The organism is Rhabdonatronobacter sediminivivens, assembly GCF_013415485.1.
Classification (GTDB): Bacteria; Pseudomonadota; Alphaproteobacteria; order Rhodobacterales; family Rhodobacteraceae; genus Rhabdonatronobacter; species Rhabdonatronobacter sediminivivens.
Map to the genome: position 1 here is coordinate 1 of NZ_JACBXS010000004.1, position 22,393 is coordinate 22,393.

Consider the following 22,393-nt stretch of genomic DNA (forward strand, 5'->3'; position numbering starts at 1 on the left):
TCGGGATCCACAGGTTCCTCGGGGTCCACAGGCTCCTCGGGGTCAACGGGCTCCTCGGGATCCACAGGCTCCTCAGGGTCCACAGGCTCCTCGGGGTCAACGGGCTCCTCGGGATCCACAGGCTCCTCAGGGTCCACAGGTTCCTCGGGATCCACGGGCTCCTCGGGATCCACAGGTTCCTCGGGGTCCACAGGCTCCTCAGGGTCAACGGGCTCCTCAGGGTCAACGGGCTCCTCAGGGTCGACGGGCTCCTCGGGATCCACGGGCGCCTCGGGGTCCACAGGCTCCTCGGGGTCAACCGGCTCCTCGGGGTCGACAGGCTCCTCGGGGTCAACGGGCTCCTCGGGATCCACAGGCTCCTCAGGGTCCACAGGTTCCTCGGGATCCACAGGTTCCTCGGGGTCCACAGGCTCCTCGGGGTCAACGGGCTCCTCGGGATCCACAGGCTCCTCAGGATCCAGAGGCTCCTCAGGGTCGACGGGCTCCTCGGGGTCAACAGGCTCCTCGGGATCAACGGGCTCCTCGGGGTCCACGGGCTCTTCGGGGTCCACGGGCTCTTCGGGGTCCACAGGCTCCTCGGGTCCGTCGAGCACCGCGAAGATGGGGTAGGTGGTTTCCTGCTGGAACGCATCCCGGTCGTCGCCCGGATAGGTGTTCAGCGGTGTGTCGCTGCCGATGGCCTGTGCGCCGAACAGGGCGGGGGCCAGGAGGGTGATCTCCTCTGCCGCGCCAATCAGGTCGACGGTGATGGCCGCGGTGCTGACCAGCTTCACGCTGCCATCGGCCGAGACCGCGTAATCCAGTCGCAGCGGCATGTCGCCACCATCCAGCAGCACATCGCCCGACGCCGCCGCGTGCAGCAGCGCACCGTCAGGCTGGCGCAGGTCCAGCGGGCGGCCCGCGGAGCCGATCCCGCCGTCGAATGCCGTCAGCCAATAGGCGCCCTGCCCCAGGCGGACCGGTTCGGAACCGTCATTCGCGATATCGCCTGCGGTGGCGGTCAGAACCACCTTCGCATTCGCCCCGGTGGCATACCCGCCCCCAAGCGACAGCCCGCCGCGCACATAGAGGTCCAGCGTCACATCGCCGCCCTGCAGCCCGATCAGGCGCAGATCGCCGCCGTTATCGATGACCGCCAGCCGGTCCAGCACCGTCAGGTCCAGCGCGCTGACGGCAGTCTGGAACCCCATGCCATCCACGCCACGGATATTCGCGGCTTCAATGCGCGCCATCCCCTCGGGCATCATGAACTGGATCGAACCGGATGTCCCGGCCACCAGATCGCCGCCCGAAACCATGCTCAGACCGGGCGCGTCCCTGTCGGTATTGGCGGATACCAGTTTCTGCACGACGATATCACCGGCCGCTGCCAGACGCGCCGTGCCTTTTTCCAGCATGATGCCCGCCGAAGGCGCCATGATCAGCGCGCCATCGGTCGCTTCCAGATCCAGCGCGCCAGCAACGCTCAGCCCGCCATCGAGGGTGATCTTCAGTGCGTGCAGGGTCAGGTCGGCGCCGAAATCGCCGCCCTCGGTCAGCGCGACCGTCCCGTCGGGGGCGTGGATGGTGGCGTTTGCGCCAGCCTGCGCCCTGCCGATGAACAGCCGCCCTTCCTGTGCCGTGGCCAGGAGATGCGCCGCGCCATCTGCGCGCAACTCAAGCATGACCTGAGGCCCAGCCAGCACCAGCGGCGCAGAGGCGGTTCCCGGCTGCCCTCCGTCAAGGGTGACAGCCTCCGCATCCAGCCGCCCCAGAACCTGGGTGCCGGGCGCGGCGGTCAAGCTCACCGCGGAGGCCAGCAGGTCAGGCACACTCAGCATGGCCCCGTTTGCCGATAGCATGACCGGCGCGCTGGCGGTGATCCGGTCCACCTGGACCATCCCGCCAGCGGCAACCTCCAGCGTCCGCCCGACGGCCATGGCGATCTGCGCGCCCTGGCTGAAGGCTGCGACATCGCGGCCCGCGGTCAGCACGGCGGCGCCGCCTATCTCCAGGGCGTCATCGCCGTCAAAGCGAAGGTCACGACCGGCACTGACGGTCAGGCCATCGGGGGTGCGCGCGCGCAGGCTGCGGCGCAGGGTCACGTCATGGCCGGGGCCGCTGCGCAGCACTGCGCTGGCGGCATCGATTCCGCCAAGATCAAGCACCAGACCCTGCGCGGCATCCAGCCGCAGGGTTCCGGTGCCCATGTTGGCGCCTTCCAGTGTCAGGGCACCGCTGTCCGCGAAGGTCGCGTTCAGGAAGCTGCCCGCCGGGTGGACACCGATGTCCAGCCTGCGGATATCGGTCTGCAGCGGGGCCTCTGTGCTGCCGGCAACGCCCATCAGTCGCAGATGCGCCAGCCCGCCCGCCGCAAGTGCGCCGCGCTTCTCATCTTCAAGCAGCAACCCGCCCTGCACGGCAAGCGTCAGGTCGCTGCCCGCCATGATCGCCGGTTCCGGCAGGTCGCGGCCGCTGAGGGTCAACGTGCCGGGCAGGGTCAGCGTGGCATCTTCGCGCGCCGTGATCTGCTGCAGCCGCAGCACATCGCCCAGCAGGTCCAGCCAGATATTGGTCGCCGCGGCGGTGTTCACGCCATCCGGGTCGGTCAGTTCCAGCACCAGCGGGGCGTCCTTGGCCCCGATATCGCCTTCGGCACTCAACTGCGCCTGCCCCACCAGCGCCACTGTCGCACCTGCCAGATCGCTGAGCAGGATGGAGCCGCCGGTGGCCTGCAGCATGAAGGTTCCCGGGGTGAACACCTCGGTCAGGGCCGCGCCCTTGCGGGCGTCGATCACTATGTCGCCCGCCGCGCGGGCGGCCAGGCTGCCGGTCATCGGCATGTCCAGAGCCAGCGCACCAGACGCCCCTGCCCCGATCCCGCCCGTGGCCGCTTCCAGCACGATATCGGCACCGCTGATCAGGCCCGCGCCCTGCGCTGCATGCATCGCGCCTGCGGTTTTCAGCCGCAACCGCTCGCCCACCGAAATCTCGCCCACCGTGATGTCGATGGCCGAGCCGATGAAGCCGTCGCCGCGCGCGGTGGCATCCAGCACGCCGGTGGCATCGACATCGACATCCTCGATCCGGTCGATGAAGACCTGGTTGCCGATGATGCGGTAATCACTGCGTTCCGCGGCGAAGAGCGCCAGCCGGTCCTCGCGGCTGAGCACATGACCTTCGGTCAGGATGATCGGATCGTCGATCCGGCCGATGTTGGTGGCCGCGTCCAGCACCACGTTGCGGCCCACGACATTCGGCGCCTCGATCCGCAATTCGGTGTCGGTGATCGGCAGGATCACATCGGCGCGCAAGGGCGCTTCCAGCTCCAGCGGCTTGAAGTAATAGGCCTCATAGAAGGCGTCGATCTCGGCTGCCGTGGGCTGATACACGTAATCCGGGTTGAAAGGCGACGCGGCATGCAGTGCGGCCTGCGCATGGAATTGCGCGTTCGATTCCGCCAAGAATTCGTCGATCTCGGCCTGCGTCATGCCATCCGCGACCATCCGCGCGCGCTGGCTGGCGCTCAGGGTGATGTATTGCACCTCCGGATCGTAATCGCCGCGATCCACCTGCTGCAGCCGCTCCCACCAGTCGAAATAGGCGGCGGTGCGGGTTTCGATCTGCCGTTGCAGATAGGGGTTCTGCGCCGATTTCTCGATCAGCAGCGCGTCGCGCAGGGCGTTGGTTTCCTCGGGCGTCAGGGTGATCTTGATCTGGGGATCGTAGTCCTCACCCAGCGCCAGGATCTGCGGGGCCAGCGCGTGGAAATCGGCGGCGCGCGCGAATTCCATCTGCGCGACCTCGGCCTCGGTCAGGCCGCGCTGCAACAGCCCGCGCCGCGTCTCCTCGTCGTAGGGGAAGCCCATGTCGGGGTCGTATTTACCGACCTCGACCACCTGCCCGGCGCTGTCCCGCTCGATCAGGTTTTCCCACCAGTCCAGGTACTCGTCGGTGCGTTCGCCGATGATCGCCGCCTCGGCGGCAGCCAGTTCGCCCGGCGTGACCTCCTGCCAGCTTTCGTTGTCCAGAAGCTGCAATTCGTTCCACAGCGCTTCCAGCAACCCGGCTTCGGCGCGGCGGTCGCGGGTTTCCTGATCGTTCACGTCCAGGATCGCACCATAGGGGTTGACCAGCGTCACATCGCCGAAGCGCGAGATCACCTGATTGACCGGCATGTTGGTGGGGCTGTCTGAATCCTCGAACAATGCGATCTGGGCGTCGGTGGCGTGGTTGACCAGCCGGATGTCGTCGGCGGCATGGGCGGTGATACTGCTTGCCGCGCTCACATTCAGCACCGGGTCATTGCCGAAGGGGCTGACAAAGGCACCGATCCCGCCGGTGTCCGAGGTCAGGCTGACCCGGTCACCGCGCACCAAACCATCCTCGAAGGTCGGCTGGTGGATGCTGCCGCGCGCCTGAAGCGTCACATCGAACAGATCCTCGCCGGTGACGAACCCGCCGGGCACCTCGAACGTTTCCGACGCCTCGGCCCGGCGCACGGTCAGATCACCCGCCGATTGCAGGATCTGCATGTGCCCGCCGGACACGATGTCGATGAACGTGCCTTCGGGGCGGTTCAGCACCATGAAGGTGTCGGCGCCGATCGCGCCCGGTTCGCGGCGGATTTCGTTGCGCCAGACCGGGATCGGCTCGCCGGGCAGGACGACCTGAAGCTGTAGTCTCCCGTCGTTCTCCGGCGTGCGATAGGCGGGCGAGCCGGGCAGCACGCCGCCCACATCGCCATCGGCACGGATCCGCAGATTGGCGACGTTCAGCGCCGCATCTTCGCGGTTGGTCAACACCGCGCCTTCGCTTTCGATGATCGTCTGGCCGGTGCGGTTGGTCAGCGCATTGGCGATACGCACATCGCCGCGCGAGTCGATCTCGACCCGGCCCGAGTTGTAGCCGTTGAAGGCGATGTCGATGGGCCGGTTGGCCGCGATCCGGTGGCGCCATACGGTGGTTTCGGACCAGGTATCGCCAAGCTGACTGCCCGGCGTGCCGGAGGACTGCGAATAGGTCCGGAAGCGATAGGGTTCGGCATCCAGGTCCTGCGCCGTTCCCACATCGCGGCGGAAGATGTTGTCCACCGCCTCGAAGGGGACCCTCTGGGTGGTGATGACAGGCTGGTCCGGAAGGGTGACGCCGCCGACGGTGGGGAAGGTAATGACCCCGACGACTTCGGAGGTATCAATATACCCGCCGAGCATCACCAGCGCCTGATTGCCGATGATCTCGTAGCGGTCAGTGGGCAGCGGGTCGCCGAAGATATCGCCGGGCCGGGTCGAGGACACCTGCACCGTGCCGTCGGGGGCGATGGTGTAGACCGTCTCGATCGGGACCGACTCGCGGGCGCCGGGCTGGAAGTTGGTCGGGACGGTCTGGTTGCGGTCGATGATCCGGATCATGCCGCTGACGCCGTCTTCGGGGCCGGTGTCCAGCCGCGAGATCTGCAAGGGCCGGACGCTGCCGGAATAGATATCCACCCGGCCATAGCCGTGCGCGACCTCGATCCGGCCATTGCCGGTGGACACGATATGCCCGGCCAGTTCCACATAGCCGCCCCGGGTGACGATCTGCCCGAGGATCAGGCTGTCGGACCATGAATCGTAGGTGACCGAGATATTGCCGGTGATATAGTCATCGCCCGGCATCGGGGTCGGCGCGTTGACCCCGTCATAAGTGCCGTCCGGGTTTGTGCCGCCGCCCGAAGCCGCACCGCGCGGCGGGCTGAAGATCGGGGTCAAGCCCTGACCGATCCCGTCGCGGATCACGACCGTATCGACAATCGGTTCGATATGCAGATGCCAGTCGGTGACGCCGGACTTGATGGTGCCATCGACGTTGATGGTGTTGGCGTAGACAAAGATTTCGCCCACCGCCAGCAGCATCCCCTCGGGCGCTTCTACCGCATAGTCCGCCGGGTCCGGGACAGAGCGCCCCGTGGCGACCCATGCGTTCCGCGCCGCAGCGCTGTCGATCCCGCCGTGGAATTCATCCACAAACGCCTGATATTCCTCGAAATTCCGGAAGAACTCGAAATTCGTGGAATAGGGGTTGGAAACCAACGACACCACGCTTTGCGATGGCGCCAGGAAGAAATCGCCGCCCGAGTCGATGAAGATGTTGCGCGCCCGGACATTGCCGCCCAGCACATAGATATCGCCATCCTCGGTCCGCAGGTTGACGTTGCCCATCAGGTTGTCGATATCGCCGCGCACGAAGATATCGGCGGTCGGACGGTCCTCGGTCTGGATGAAGCTGTTGTTGACCAGAATTCGCGGTGGAGTCAGGCGGGTGGTGTTGGCGATGATGTCGATTTGCGACTGGATGGGGAAGAAGCCCTGATTGTCGCCGCCCCGTTCGCGCAACTCGGCCAGGTTGGCGACGGGAATGCCGTTGAACCGCACCTCGCCCGCTTCCTCGAACGGGATGGTCATCGAATTGATGTCAAGGCTCAGATGCGTGTTGTTGATGAACTCGATCAGCGCATCGCCATTGGCCTGCACCAGCCCGTCGCCGATCAGGTAGTCGCCGATCACATTCACATTGCCCGCGCGGGCCTGCACGTCCTGAATATAGATGAAATCGGTGACCAGATTGCCGCCACCCGATTGCAGCCGGGCAAGCCGCGCCGTGATGCCGTCGATCTGGATTTGCAGATCCGTGAACACCTCGGAGTCTGCGGCCACCTGCGCTTGCTGCGCCTGCAGCCCGGCGATGATGCCCGCGAACTGCTCGGCGATATCGACGCCGAAGGCGATGTCGTATTCGAAATCCTCATCCGCCGTGATGCTCAGATGCGCCACTTCGGTGGTGTCGAACTGGTTGCGCCCGCCGAACCCGTAGTTCACGGTCATCCGCTGCGCGCCAAAGGCGCCCGCTTCCACCCGCCCGTCGATCCAGGCGCCCACGTTGCCGACGACCACCGTTTCACCCGAGGTCCGTTCGAGCGAGATTTCTTCCGCCCCCACAAGCCCGCCGAAGAAATTCCCCACGGCCTGCGCGGCCTCGCGGTATGCGTCGATGGACGAGCCGAAGGCATAGGCGTCGATCTGCCCTTCGGTGGTGATGATGTTCACATCGCCCGCCGCGCGCACCTGCCCTGCGAATATGTTGCCCTGCTGGCCTGTCTGCGTTGGGCCGACATAGACGCGGTTGGTTTGGGTGATGCGCGCCTCGACATCGGGTTTACGGTTCAGGGGCACCGCGGTGCGGTTCAGCATCCGCCCTTCGGCATAGATATCAATCTGCCCCTCGCCCTCCAGATCACGGCCCGCAAGCAGGTTCACATCGCCCCGGCGGCTGACAACATTTCCCGTGGTGGCGACGGTGACCAGGTTCTCGGCCCGGTAATCGGCAATCGCATCGATCCGCGACCGACCGGCCAGACCATAGGTGCGGATGAAGCCTTCGGGGTTGAGGTCCGCATCCGAGCGCACGGCAAGCGTCACATCGCCCACCGCATCGATCCGCCCGTCGATCCCGATCCGCGACAGCGCCGGGATCTCGTTGTCCTCATCGACGCCGCGCACGTTCAGGATGCTGCGCAGACGCGGCAGCGCCACCCCTGCGCCCACATCGGCGGTCAACCTGTCGGCCATGTCGTAATTGTTGCGGATGCCGATCAGCACGCCGCCGGTATTGTCCACCGGGCGTGCCGCGTTCGACAGCTGGCGCAGTTGCACGCCCTGCGCCACGTCAATCCGCACGGTGTTCTGCACTTCGGTTTCCGAGCGCAGCGCCTCGCGCGAGCCCAGAATGCCGACACCAAACGTGCGGCCATTGAAGTCGCCGTCGACCTCCTTGGTGATATCGGCGCCCGCCGTGATCGCCATGTCGCCCGCATCGACGTGCGTCGCCATGTTGACCAGGCTTTCGGTGCGGAGATTGTTGCGCAACCGCACCGACCCCGACCCCACGCCCGAGACGGATTTCGAGTCTATGCTGGTGTTGAAGGTAATGTCGCGTTCACTGCGCACCACCAGCGCGCCCGCTTCGATCCCGGCATTCCCGGCCAGTTGCACGCGGGTCACGTTGTCGGTGTTCAGCCGCTGCCACGCGGCGTGGATGGACACCAGCCCGCCCTTGCCGGAGATCGCCTCGCCCAGCAGGTCTGCAGTGCCCAGCGCCTCGGCACGCAGGGTGCCGCCGATGTCGGCCTTCTGGCTGTTGAAGGTCAGAAGCGTGTCGGCCCGGGCGCTGTCTTCGACCCGTGCCGCGGACATGCCGACACCGATCAGTGAAATCGTGGTGCCGCTGGCCGTGTATTCCACAGAACTGACGTTCGAGCTGGTGAACCTGGCATCCCCCGCCACATCCGCCTGCACGAAGGAAATATCGGTCCGCACGTCCGAGCGGTTGACCGCCCGCGTGGACGCCCCGCCGACCGTGACCCCGCCGATATCGGTGGACCAGGTGCGCGCGAAGATCGTCGCGGGCTGGTTGGGGGTGTTGTCGGTGGCCAGCATGTTCACGCTGCCCGCATTGATGCGCATGTTGACGCCGCGCAGGCGCACTGTGCCCTGACGACGCGACGCCGCCGCATTGACGCCGCCGCCGATGGCCCCGCCGACCAGCGACCAGGAATAGGAATCCAGCGCTCCTGCGTTGATCGCGTTGACATTCAGCGCGCCCGGCGTGGTCAGATGCGCGCGGCCCATGTGCACCGTGACGCGCGCTGAATCGCGCGCGATGGCGCTGCTGCCGCCCAGTGCGATGGCGCCGATCGACACAAGATCGACCCGTGCGTCAGCCTCGCCCAGGCGGCGCGCGTCGATGGTGATATTGGCTGCGCTCAGCTGGGGCGCGGTTTCGCCCGGCGCCAGGTTGATCTCGATCTCGCTTTCGCGGAAGGCATTGCCCAGCGCCAGCCCGGCGCCGATGGCCCCGATGGTCGCGCCGGTGACGCGGGCGCGGGTCTGGCTGGCCTCTTCCGCCTCGAGGGTAATGTCTCCCCCGGCTGTCAGCCGCGCATCGGCGCCCAGTTCGACCTTCATCACCCGCGCGATGCGGATGTCCGACATGGCAAAGCCGACCGCGATGGCGCCAGCGGACCCGGCAATCGCTTCGGGTTCGCCGTCATTCACATCGGCGATCGCCGACAGCACGATATCGCGGTTGGCGGTCAACCGCGCCCCCGCACCCACGCGGGTGAACAGCTGCGTGCCGCGCCGCACCAGCGCCACGCCATGCGCCCCCGCCACCGCCCCGGCCGAGCCGCCGCCCGCCAGTAGCTGAAGATCACCACCTTCGCGCGCGTCCAGCGTGATATCACCCGCCATGATCACGGCATCCTCGCCGATCCGTGCGGTGATGCTGTCACGTTCCTCGCCGCGATAGGAACTACGCATGTTGAACGACCGGCGCACCGAAAGCGCCTCGCCGATGATGCTGTCGATCAGTTCGTCGCCACCGAACCCGATGGAGTAGTTTCTCTCCGCCTGGTCATGACCAGTTTCATTGAAGGGGTCGCCCTGCAGATCATCATGGGCATCGTCCACGGCATCGCCGGGATCGCTCAGGTCATCGTCCTCGACATCTTCGTAATCGTTGGGGTCGATGTCGATATCGACGCGCTTGCCGAAGGTGATCAGCACCCCCGCCCCCTGGAACGAGAACACGCCGCCCCCGCCCGCAACCGCCGCCCCCTTGAAGCTGCGCTCGCCATAAGCATCGACGGTGACATCGCCGCCCACATCGACAAAGGCCTCGTCGTCGATTTCAGCCAGCACGCGGTTGCGCATGGAGGTGATCACCCCTGCGGCCCCCGCGCCCACGAACCCGCCGCTGGAGGCCAGGACCATCACGTCCTGACCATATGTCTGCACGGCGGTCACGTTCACATCGCGCGCCGCAGCCCCACCCAGAACCGAGGTGCCCCGGCCCAGCCGCGCGACCACTTCCTGGCTGGCGTTGGTATACAACATCTGCGCGGACACCCCGATCGCACCGCCCGCCGCGCCAATCACGGCCTGATTGACCTCGATCGTGCCATCGCTGCCCGGCGCCTGAAGGCGCGACTCGCGGCCAAAGGGTATCATCCGCGCTTCGGCATGCACGTTGACATCTTGACCGGCCATCAGCACCACGCCGTCATCGGCTGTGGTCCTGTCTTCGGTCTGTGCCAGCACGGTATCGCCCGCATCCAGCACCACCAGAACCGGCGCCACACCGACGAATCCGCCCGCAGCGCCCGCGGCATTCTGCTGAATCCGGCGCGGCGCCACGGCGCCCACCGAAATGTCACGCCCGGAGGCGACCAGCGTGTTCTGGCCCAGCCGCGCCACCGTGACCGAGCGTGCAACCGCAATCTGGTTCACCCCGGCCACCCCGGCCCAGATCCCGCCGCCGACCGCGACCGAGATGAAGCGCAGCGACTCTGGCGTCACCGCTTCGACAGTGACATCGCGGCCGGCCACAACCACGGCGTCACGGATTTCGGCCAGAGTGGACTTGCGAATGCGGAACACCTCGGTCGAAGCGCCGACACCGGCCACACCGCCAAGCCCGCCGGAAACGACGAAGCTGGTGATCCGCGTGGCGTTGCCCGCCAGCACGTTCACGTCATCGCCGCTTTCGATCTCGGCATCGTCGATCACGGCGGCGACCTGATCCTCGACAAAGATCAGCGGGATCTGCACCGCCACCCCGGCAGTGATCCCGACCGCGACTGTGGCCGTCAGCGTACCGACGTCGATGGCATGATCCGCCAGCACGGTGACGCCACGGCGCTGCGCGGTGACCCGATCCAGCCAGTCGCTGTCGCCTTCGGTCCGGGCCAGCGTGGCCAGCCCCGCCCCCTGCCCGCGCGCGGTGATGTCGCTGCCGTCGCCGATTTCCGCCGACACATCGGCATAGGACCGGATCGCGGCGATGGACACGCCCACCCCGGCAACGCCGCCAAAGGAAATGCCCCCCGTGGCCTGATCGAAGACGGCGTTGAAATCCTCAAGGTTGGATTCGTTGCCGCCGCCAAGCGAATCGACCGCGCCGCTGCTGACCGCTTCCACCAGCACAGCGTCATCGACCTCGATCCGGCTGTTCATGACCTCGGCGCGGACAGTGTCATCGCGCCAGGTCACGCTGACCGAGCCGGTGACCCCGGCGGTCAGGCCGAAGGCACCGCCCACGGCACTGCTGACGGCATCGGACAGGTTGCGCGCCCGCACCACCGCGCTGGCACCGGTTTCGGCACCGGCACCGATGGCACTGTCATTGGCCTGCGCGAGTGTCAGCCCCTTGTCATGGGCGATGGCCAGCGACGCGCCGATGCCCGCGGTCGAGGCTACACCCAGCGTGAACGCCAGCGAGGTCATGCGCTGGCGGCGCAGCGCATCCACCACCACATTGTCCCCGCCGGTATAGATATCCGTTCCGTCGCGCATCCGCGCGCGCACATTGCTGCGCGCCGTGGCCACGCTGATTGACGCGGCGACCCCCGCCGTGCCCAGCGACCCGGCACCGCCCGCGCTCAGCGCCAGCCCGCGCGAGGTGTCGCGCGCGGCGATGGTGGCGCCCCCGGTATCGCGGTCGAGGGCCTCGATACGCATGTTGGCGATCTCGGCCAGGGTTTCGGTGTTCATGTCCAGAACGCCCAGCGCCAGACCGACGCCGACATTATTGATGCCAAACTGCGCCACTGTCGCAATGGCCTGATTGCGCCCGCTGGTATCGGCTTCGACCTTGACGGATGAAGCCATCAGAACTGGTCGGTTCGATCCGTCCGGGCCAATGATCGCCGCGCGCACAAGCTGCGCCTGCCGGGTGATCGCACCGCCCGCGCCCACGGCATCGCCTGCGAAACCCGCGCCCACCGAGGTGGCCAGGCTCTTGGTCTGCGATGTTGCGGTCACGCTGACCGCGCCGACCTCGTTCAGGCCGGGCTGCGTCAGGTGCAGCTCTGCCTCGACCAGCCCGCCCAGGCGGACCCAGGACAGGCCGACGCCCACGGAAATGCCGCCCGTGCCGCCGCCTGCGCCGTCTTCGGCGCCGTCGGCAACGTCGTCCGCCGCATCGGCGCCTTCGCTGTCTGCGGGGGTGTCGATTTCGGCGGTGGTTTCCTCGGCGTCGATATCCGCGTCGGCCACGGCATCGGGGTCCGTGTCGGGGTCCGGGTCATCCTCGGACTTGCTGGAGCCGGGGAAGATCGGGCGCATGCGCACCTTCCACTTGCCCTCGTCATCGCGCTCCAGCTTGAACTGGTCGAAGATCTTGCCGGTCACGCCCAGATCCAGCGACAGGCCCACCGTGCCCGACAGCGCAAAGGCCTCGCGCGCGTCTTCGGCGGCAATGGTCACATCGCCATTGACCCGCATGCTGGGCACCGTCACGCGGGCGGCGATCTCGGTGTCCGCAAAGGGCAGGTTCAGCTCACCCAGGTTCACACCGGTGGCATCGGCAACCTCGGCCAGTGCGTCGTTGATGACCTCCTGGATCCGCTCGCGCAGCGGCAGGGTGCGCTCATCCTCGTCCACGCCAAAGGCATCTGCGGGGCGGGGCCCGAAGTCCAGATACCCGAAGGAGCCCACACCGCCGAAGCTGTCCGACCCCACCGACACGCCCAGCGCAAGCTGAATCACCGAGGTTTCGTTGCGCGCGCGCACCTCCATGTCGCCGGCAACCACGACAGATGCGCCATCGCCGACTTCGGCCAGCGTGGCGCCGCGGAACTTCAGAATGCCCGCGGCAATCCCCACCGAGTTGGAGGCGGTCGAAGCGGTGCCCTGCACCGTCAGATAGGTATCTTCGCGCCGCGCAGCGACCGTCAGATCCCCCGCGCTGACAACGCCGCCACCCATGATCTGCGCCGCGACATCGCGCCGGTCGGCGGTCCAGCTGAACGTGCCCACGCCCCCGACATCGCCGCTGCCGCCAACGCGGCCCACCATCACATTGGCGGCCTTGTGCTCGGAGGTGGCGCGCAGGCTGACCGCGCCTTCGGTGGTTGCCAGATCGCTGTTGAGCGATTGCGCCAGCGTGTCACGGCGGTAGAGATCGACGGCAAACCCGCCATTCACGCCGATGCTGCCCGCACGCGACATGCTGTTGGCCAGCACATCGCGCAGGGCCTTGTCGGTGGCGGTGATCTCGATCTCGCCGGCGCTGACCTTCGCGTTGCTGACAATGGCCGAGGTTTCCCCCACCGAACGCAGCACCGACAAGATCCCGTCGCCGCCGGCTTCGCCCTTGCCATCGCGCAGGGCGATATTGCGATAGGTGGTGTCGGTTTCGGCCTTGAGCGTATAGCCGCCGCTCAGCGCAATCGTGCCCGCCGCATCGCGCGCCTGCACAACCGAGCGGTGATAGGTAAAGGCCGCGCCGACGGTGATATTGATCCCGTCCAGATTGGCCGCGGCATCCTGGCGGTTCTCCACCGTGGCCTTTTCCTTGGCCGAGATCGTCAGCCCATCGCCGCCTTCATGGTTGACGCCGAACTGGTTGGCGGTGGTGGCCCAGTCGGTATCAAGGACCGCGATGGGGATGGTCAGCGCGAAATCGGTGTCATCCTTCTTGTCCACGATCTCGCCGACGCCGGCCTTCATGCCCGCATGCACGGCACCGGTCAGCTCGGCCTCAAGCGTTACATCGCCGCCGCCGGTCACGGTGCGGCTGTTCATCCGCGCAACCGTGCGGCGCGTGTCCTTCTGCAACAGCCCCATCAGGCCCAGGGCAAAGGCTTCGGAGGCGCCCGAATAGCCGATGCTGGCGCGGTTTACGCTGCTGTTGGTGGCCTTGATCTTCAGGTCACCGCTGACCTGCGCACTCTCGGTCTGGTCAAGAAGCAACGCGGTGCCCAGCCGCGCTTCGGTTTCCTGATCGACGATATTGGCCAGGAGCGAGATGTTGACCCCGATATCCGGCGCCGGTGAGACCGCGGAAGAGGCGGTCGAGATCTGGCGCGCGTTCGCGGCGGTGATTTCGGCGCTCCCGGCGGTCAGGTCACGGTTGTTCATGACCGCGACCACGGTTTCACGCTGCGCGTTCGAGGCGAAGGTCAGGATCAGCGCGAAGGAATCGCTTTCATCCTCCCCGTTCCCGGTGCTGTTCCCATTTCCGTTGCTGTTTCCGCCTGAATCGCTGCCGTTGCCGCCCGAACCGTTGCCAGAGCCCGAGCCGCTGCCCGAACCACCATCACCCTCGTTCCCGGTCCGGTTGCGCAGCCCTTCCTGCACCACCGCCAGCCCGTCCCGGATATTGAGCGACTCTTCGCGCGCCTCCTTTGCAACCTCACGCGCAAGGGACCCGGCCACGGCAATGCCATGCCCTTCGGATTTCGCATCGATCTTCAGCGCGCCATCAAGCTCCAGCGTGCTGTTTTCGGACCGGGCCTGCGTGTTGCGGCGGCCCAGGTTCAGCGCACCGCTGCCGACCAGCGCGAAATCGGCCTCATCGGCGCCGCGCCCGGCGGCCAGCGCCACCGTGCGGGCATTGTCCAGCGCCTTGAGGCTGAGCCCGCCCTCATCGAGCGTCCGGCGCCAGCCGCCACGGTTCTGCGCCAGCACATTGACCCGCACCCCGGTGATCGAAGCCGACCCGGCCAGCCCGACCGACCCGCCGCTGGCCACGGTCGCGCCACTGGCGGCATAGCTGTCGGCGGTGTTCTCGGCCTCGATGGAAATGCTGTCGGCGATAACCTCGGACCCGGCGGCAAGGATTGATGACGCCCGGTTGCGCCCGAACACACCGGCGAAATCGGCGGCGATGCCGATGCCGAATTCGGTTTTCTTCTTGCTGCCCGCGCCGGTCTGATCGCCGCTTCCGTCGTCTTCGCCTTCCTCGTCGTCACCATCGGGCGTGTTGGGCGTCTCTTCCGGCACGCTCTGGTTGCTCAGCTCCTCGGCAAATTCCTCACGCCGCGCGGCCAGCAACTGGTTGGATACGGCATCGGACAGGTTGGTCGCGCCCTCCCTGGCCTCTTCTTCGCCCTCACCGGGGGTGTCGCCGTCGGTCTGGTTCGTCCTGTCATCCGCGCGCTGCGATCCGGGCGCCACACCGGCCGACCCGGCCGAAGCCGCCGCCGCCGACCACCCTTCGGACTTGGCGCTGATTTCGACCGTGCCCAGCTTGAGCGGAACAAACCCCTCCCAGCCGATATTGCTGCCACCGGCGACGATCAGGTCGCGCTGTCCACGCACGATCCCGGCCAGCGCATCGCGGTCGGCAAAGATCAGCCCCGCCCCCAGCCCGATGGACAGCTTGCCGCCTTCGGACCCGGCCATGCCGCCTGCGTAGAGCCGCGCGCGGTCCACCGCAGTCATGCGCAGGTCCGGGGTTGCGACATCGGTGCCGAAGAGATCACCGAACGGGTCGCCCCCCGCAACGCGGCGCGCATGGATCAGCGCATCGGCGCGCCCGCGATAGTTGACGATCCCCACACCGGCGTTGATGGCCACGTTGTCGGCATTGCCGTAGGATTTCGCCGCCGCAATGCCGACGATGTCATTCTCGGCGTTGATGGTGGTGTCGCCGATAACCTGCCCTTCCCAACCCTCGGGCGCGGGCCCGACGGAGGCGCGGGTGGTGATGCGCAGGCCCAGATATTGCAGCGCGCCGCCATAGCCCGCCTTTGGCCGGTCATCGGCGGTGGTGCCGCCCAGGTTATAATCGTCGTCATCTTCATCGCCCGCGTCCTTGCGGGTCAGATCGCGCATGGCGATGATCCCGCCATGGGTGCGGGCCGAAACGGTCAGCTTCGCCCCCTCGGGCAGCAGCGTATCGGACAGGATTTCCGCCACCGTGCGCACGCGGAAATCATGCACGCCCACGTCGAAAACAAAGGACACCCTGTCTGCCGAGCCGTCAGTGCGGTTGAGCACGTTCCACCCGTCGCGCTCCAGTTCCACAACGGCATCCGGCAGCAGGTCGGACTTCAGCAGCTCGCCCACCTTGGCATCCGCAACCACGCTGCCTGCGGTGTTGCCCAGCTTGGTGCCCAGCGCATCGACATCGGCGTTGGGAAGCGCGGTTTCCGCGGTAAGCGCATAGGTGCCGCCGATGCTCCAATCCGACCCGCTGCGGGCCTGGGTGGCGCGGGTGGCGAAATTCTGAATCCCGATCGCCCCGGTCCCGATGAACCCGATCGAGGTGTCATCGACACTGCCCGCGCGGCTGGCGGTGACCTTGCGATACCGCCCCATGGTGGTGCGCGCGCTGACCGTGGCATCGCCCGAGGCACGCAGCGCCGCCATGGCATAGGTATCTGCATTGCCGAACAGCGTGTCCTCGTCCGTGCCCAGGCGGATGTTCACCAGGCTGTCATGACGGTCCAGGTTCAGGGCAATGACGAAACTGCCGCGCTTGTTTTCTTCCTCATCATTCTGGGAGCCGTCGTTTTCCGCGTCCCCCTCGGGGGCCTTGGGGTCGACCGCCTCATCATCCTGGGTGCGGTCCTGAACGTTCGTGGCCAGCGCGGCCAACCCGTCGCGCAGCGCGCTGCTGTCCGTGCCGGTATCCTCGCCATCGGCGATGTTCGCCGCCTTGACGCCGTTGCCGCCGGGCTCGGGCGGGGTGTCGCCGGGGCTGGTGCTGTCCTCATTGGCGTCCTTCTTGACCCCGTCGACGCTGAATTCACCGGTCACAACCGCAACGGTGGACTCGTATCTCGTGAAATCGGACTGCGCGGTGACGGTCACATCGCCCCGCCCGGCGCGCAGCAGGTTGCCCAGCCGGATTTCGGTTTCCGCATCGGCAAGCGAGATCACCGCCGCCCCGGCGATGATCAGCTCGCTGCTGTCGGCCGCAATGGCCGTCAGGGCAATGTCATGTTCGGTGATCGCCTCGACCCGCGTGGCCTTGCCACCGTAGAGGCCGAACATCTCGTCATGGTGGATGTCCTGCGGGGTGTTCTCATCGATCCTTATGCGGTTCGACAATTCGCGCAGGGACAGAACGCCCGCCACCTTGTAGCGGGAGCGGTCGCCCACGCGGGCGGCCACGTCCTGAAACTCGCGCGCGGTGGAGCGGACGGTGATTTCGCCATTGCCATCGGCCACCAGCAGGCTGCGCGCGATCTCGATGTCGGAATGGGTGCGCGAGAGCGCATAGGACAGGCCAATGAACCCCGAACGGGCCTCGACCGTGGAGCGCGTGATCGCCGAGGAGGTGACCGAGATCACGCCCGCGCGGCTGCTGTCTTCGTCGCTGTCGCCGTCCTTGTCACCGGGGCGGTCCAGCTGATACCCGCCGCTGGGGTCGCGGTCGGCATGGATGTAGCTGTCGGCGACATGGGTGCGCGCGTGGACGATCAGTTCGCTTGGCGCCACCGCGATGGTCAGGCCCTTGAAGCCGCCGGGATCGCCCTCGGCTTCCTGTTCCTTTTCCTTCGCCTCTTCCTCGGGGTCGGCATCCGTGTCGGTCGCTTCGGGGTCGGCGGCATCCGGCGCACCTTCGGTGGCCTTGCCCGCCTCGACCACCTGATCGGCCACTGCGCCCATCACCTGCCCGGCGCTGGTATCGGCGCCCAGATTGTCGCCGATGCTCAGCACGGTCAGGGCGGATTTGACCTCGACCTCGGCGCTGATGTCGGTGTCACGGCCCCTGGTATTGGTGCCGCATTCCACATCGCCGCACCAGTCCTTGGCATCGGAGACGAAAACCGCGCCGATCCCCTTTTCGATGGCCAGATCAAGCGGGATCTGGCGGGTATCGCCCAGCCGGATATCGCTGTTCAGCACCTCGGTTTCGACCGCGGCCTCGAACCGGTTGAAACTGGCCGAGATCGCCACGCCCCAATTGTCCTGCCCGTGGCCGGCCTTGCCGGTGGCGATCACGTTCATGGCCGAACGGTCGATGCTGGCGATCGTGGTCTTGCCCGGCGCATTGGTTGCAGCGCCGGTTTCGTTGACGGTGACAATGCGGTTGACCATCCGCGCGCGGGTGTCGTGGTCGATCAGCGAGATGCCGAAGGCGCCGGAAATCCCCACGCCATCGGCGGCCATGGCGGTGACGGCGCTGGCCTGGCCATATTGCACATCGGTGGTGGCACGGACGGTTACATCATCCTGAAACCGCGCCGTGATCTTCTGGTCTTCGGATCGTGACGGCCGCGAGATTTCGGCCAGCGTCACCACATCCGCGAAGGTCCCCGCAAAATCACCCGAGAACGCCAGCGTGGTGGTTTCCCCCTCCTGGTTGCCGCCGCCCCCGTTGCCGCCGCCATCACCGGTGCCGTCGCCATCGCCATCGCCATCGCCCGGCGCGACCCGGGTGACATCGGCCACCCGGTCGGCATTGTCGCCCAGCAGATTGCGCCCGATTTCCACCGCGTCGGTCGGTTCGGTGTTGGCGCCCACCGGCTCTTCCGGGGTGCCATCGCCCGGGGTGCCATCGCCGGGGGTTTCGGGGGTGCCCGCGCCCGGGTTTGCCGCAGCATCATCCAGCACCGAGGCGACCCCGGCGGTCAGCACCGGGCCGCGCGTTTCCGCCGTGACCGCAACACTGCCAAGCCCCAGTTCGCGCGCCGTCACCTGCGCCCGCGTGTCACGGTCCACAAGCCCCAGCGCCACGCCAAACCCAAAGCCGTTCTTGGCACCGGTGCTGCCGGTCCCTGCCAGCGTGACCACCGCGCTGCGGTCCAGCGCGCCGATTTCGGTCTTGCTGGCCGCGATGTTGCGCGCAGCATTGCTCGCACGGGTTTTCAGATCGGCCTGCGTCACCGCCACCGACACGCCCAGCCCGACCGAGGCCGCGCCCAGCAGGTGCGCGCGGGCGGTGTTCAGGATCACCAGATCATTCTCGGACTGCTGCGCGAATTGCGGCATCTCGATTTCGGCTTCGCCCGATGCACGGGTTTCGGCATTGGCATTGACCCGCAGCGAGGTGATGGAGATCCCCACCCCGGCCACATCGTTTGCGCCAAGGCTGTTGCCCGGCGCACCGGCGGCGGCGATGATGTCGCCTGTATTGCGCGCCGTCAGGCGCAGTGCTGCAGTGTCCAGTTCGGTGCGCCACTCACCACTGCGTTCCTCAAGCGCCTTGACGGCGTCTGTGTCATCGGGGTCCTCGGGGATGAACTGGTGGCTCCGGTCCTGCGTGACCTCGACATCGCTTTCGCCCATGCTGACGCGGTTGTCGGTGTCCACGCGCGCGCTGACCACGCTGACGCCCAGCGCGCCGTCTTCGCCGCGCCCGCGCACCTCGGCCAGGATCATCCGGGTGTCCAGCGGGGTTGTTGCGGGGGCCTTGTCGGCATCTTCCTCGGTTTCCGGCGTGCCGGTTGCGGCGCCATCGGCGCCATCGGGGGCGGACCCGCCCGCGCCTGCGCCGTTTTCGGTTGCGTCTGCAGGCGCCTCACCGGTGAGCGAGGCCGCTTCGCCCCCGCCAAAGGCCGCCAGCCGGCCCTTTGGCTTTTCCTCTCCGTTAGCATCGCCCCCGGCGCCCGTGCCATTCTCGGCGCCCGCCGCTGCCTCGGCCTTCTTGTCCTCGACCTTGATCAGGTCCTCGCGGTATTCATCCCACCAATCGCCGATATCGTCGCGGCCCTCGGTCCTGGGCATCACGGTTTCGGCCAGGATCGTCGCGCCGACCGGGAACAGGATCACGGCCGGAATACGTTCCGATGCCGCGCCTGTCTCCAGCGCCACGCGGTTGGCGATATCCCAGTTCGATACGGTGATGCCACCGATCAGCACCACCTCGCCTGCAACACCGAAAGCGGCCTCGCCGTCTTCATCTGCCCCGGCAAGGACAATCGCCTCGACCCGCGGATCGTTCAGGACCGTGCGGGCGCGAACGGACAATTCCGCCGAATCGAGGTCGATCTTGCTGGCATCGGCGACCAGGTCATCCTCGGCATGCGGCAGGCCCGGATTGGGGTCGCGCACGCTGCTCAGATGCGGTGAGATCACGCCATAGGCCGCGCCCGAGACGGGATCGAGCACCTGCAGGTCAGGGCCGCCCAGCAGTACCGCGTTTTCCATGCTGTGCAGCCCGATATTCACCGCCACGGCAAAGCGATTGCCTTCGGGGGTGTCACTGTCATCGGGCTTGGCCACGTCTTGCACCGCATTGGTGACAGCGCCGTTCTGGCCGTCGGCATCGGCGGTCGCATCGGCCTCGGCCACGCTGCCGGTCAGGGCGGCGGCCAGCAGCTGCGGGGCGGCACCGTCGGCCATGGTGGTGTCCACGGCCTGACCATCGGCATCGGTGATCTGGCCCGGCACCGCCTGATCGCCGGAACTGACCCGCGCGCGGGTGGCGTATTTGGTCACATCCGTCTGGGCGCGGATATCCATCTGCGCGGCTTCGGACACGATGGACCCGCCGACGACCACCTGCGTTTCGCTGTCATCATATGACAGGGTCAGCGCCCCGCCGGGCGCGCCCGCAGCAACCACCGCATCGGCCATCAGCGCCACCGAACGGGTGATGTCGGCGGCGATCTCCACCGCCTTGGCGGCTTCGACGATCGCATATTCGCGCGGGTCGATGAGCTCGGATTCAGAGCTCAGCGGCGAACCCCAGGGCAGCAACTCCCCGTCAAGCGCCTCTGCGTCATAGGCAATGTCAGGGCGGATGCCATTGACCACGGTGGTCGCCTGCGCGCGCCGCAAGCCTGCGGCCAGTGCCAGGTTGAATTTCGCATCGCCATCGGTCACGCCGGAACTTGCCCGCAGCTCCTGCGTCTCGGTCACTTGCGAACGCAGCGTGACCTTGCCACCCGAAACCAGCGCGCTGTCCTGCACGAAGAGATGCGCCTGCGTGTCGCTGATCCCCAGCGCCAGCGCCAGGCGCTTGCCTTCGGGGGTGATCCTGATCTCGGTCTCCGCCATGGCGCGGATCGACAGATCGTCGCGCGCGGTGAAATGCGAATTGACGATCGAGACCTCGGCCGTGGCCTTCAGATAGGCGGGCCAGTCATCGACGTTGAGCTTTTGCAGGAACCCCTGCGCGCCCTCGCCGATGGAATCGAACAGATCGACCAGTTGCTCCACCGCCAGCAGCTTGCCATCGGGGCCGAACAGCGCCGCACCGAAGGAACTGGCGGCGGCCTCAAGGTCGATGATGTTGTCCTTGTAGACATCGGCGCGGATGTCGATCTCGCCCGCGCGGATCACCGCGCCATCGGCCATGATGGAGACCCGCGCAATCGGCAGCGCGTTCTGCAACGCATCCGCCAGCGCATCAGCCCCCGAGAGCCGGTCATCAAGCCGCGCATGGACCGTCACCTTGCCGGCGGCATTCGCGGCGGTGGTGTCGATCACGGCCCCGTCCAGCAGTTCGATATGCGGCGCGATCAGCGTCAGATCCCCTGCATCATCATCGCCGCGTGCGGTGGTGATGGTGGCGCCGCGCATGGTGATGCGGTTTTCCGCCTGCAGGATCAGGTCGGCGCCTTCGGTGTCCTGGTCGTTGATGTCCAGGTTGACGGGATCGATATAGATGGTCCCGCCCTGCCCGGCGCCTGCGGCATGGGCATGCAGACGCCCATGCGCACGCACCGTGTCCCGGCCGGAAAATTCGACGAAGCCGCCATCGCCATCCCCGCGCGCCGCGACCGAGATCACGGCATCGGGCTGCAGCCAGGCATTGCGCCCGGCCATGACGAAGATGCTGCCACCATCGCCCGCGCCATGGCCTTCGGCATCGATCCTGGCGCCGCCGGAAACGGTTACATCCCCGTCCGTGGTGATACGCATACCCCCGCCCGCCGCGCCGTCACGCGCGCGCAGCCGTGCGCCGGACCGGATCTGCACGCCACCCCCTGCGTGGATCTGCAGGCCGCCGCCGGTGTTCATGGCCGCACCCAGAAGCGTGGCGCGTTCCCCCACCGACAGCGTGCCGCCCACCACCACCTGCCCGCCCGCGCGCAACCGCAGGCGCGAACCGGCCTCGATCCCGCCATCGACGACGATATCGCCCCCCGGCGACAGCGGCGCCGCGCCATCGATCAGTTGCTGGACATGCCCGCCGGGAATGCCGTTGCCCAGCATCTGGTCGATCATCGCCTGCGCGGGCGTGGTGACATTCACCGACCCGCCGCGCAACATCCCCGAAGGCCCGATGACAACGCCGTTGGGATTGGCGAAATACATGTCACCGCCCACCGCGCCGCCCGCAGTGACCGACTGCACCATCCCGTCGATCTGGCTGCGCGGGCCGTTGACGATATTGACGGTTCCGCGCGTGCCCGTCGGCGCATGCAGGTTGGTGACCGTTCCCGCACCCGTCGAGAACCGCGAAAAGCTGTTGACGCCGTGATCGGCCCGGATGGTGCCGGTGTGAATGTCGGTGACATTGCCGCTGCCGCGGATCGTGGTGGCGGTGTTGCCATCCGAGACGATATCGCCGCGCGCAGCGGTTCCGTTCAGCACCCCGCTGACCATCAACGCCATCGCAGCCACCGAACCCCGGTATCGGGGGCGCTGCATTACCTCAGTGCGAAACCGGAGCGGGAAGCGGGGGCGAAAGG

Annotated in this window: 1 protein-coding gene; it reads right to left on the reverse strand. The window is 67.1% G+C overall.

The window, feature by feature from the left end; genetic code table 11:
- On the reverse strand, window positions 1-22,316 hold a 22,316-nt coding region (locus HUK65_RS02570; protein WP_179904568.1), incomplete at its 3' end, for a leukotoxin LktA family filamentous adhesin.
- Between the last annotated feature and the right edge of the window lie 77 nt (window positions 22,317-22,393).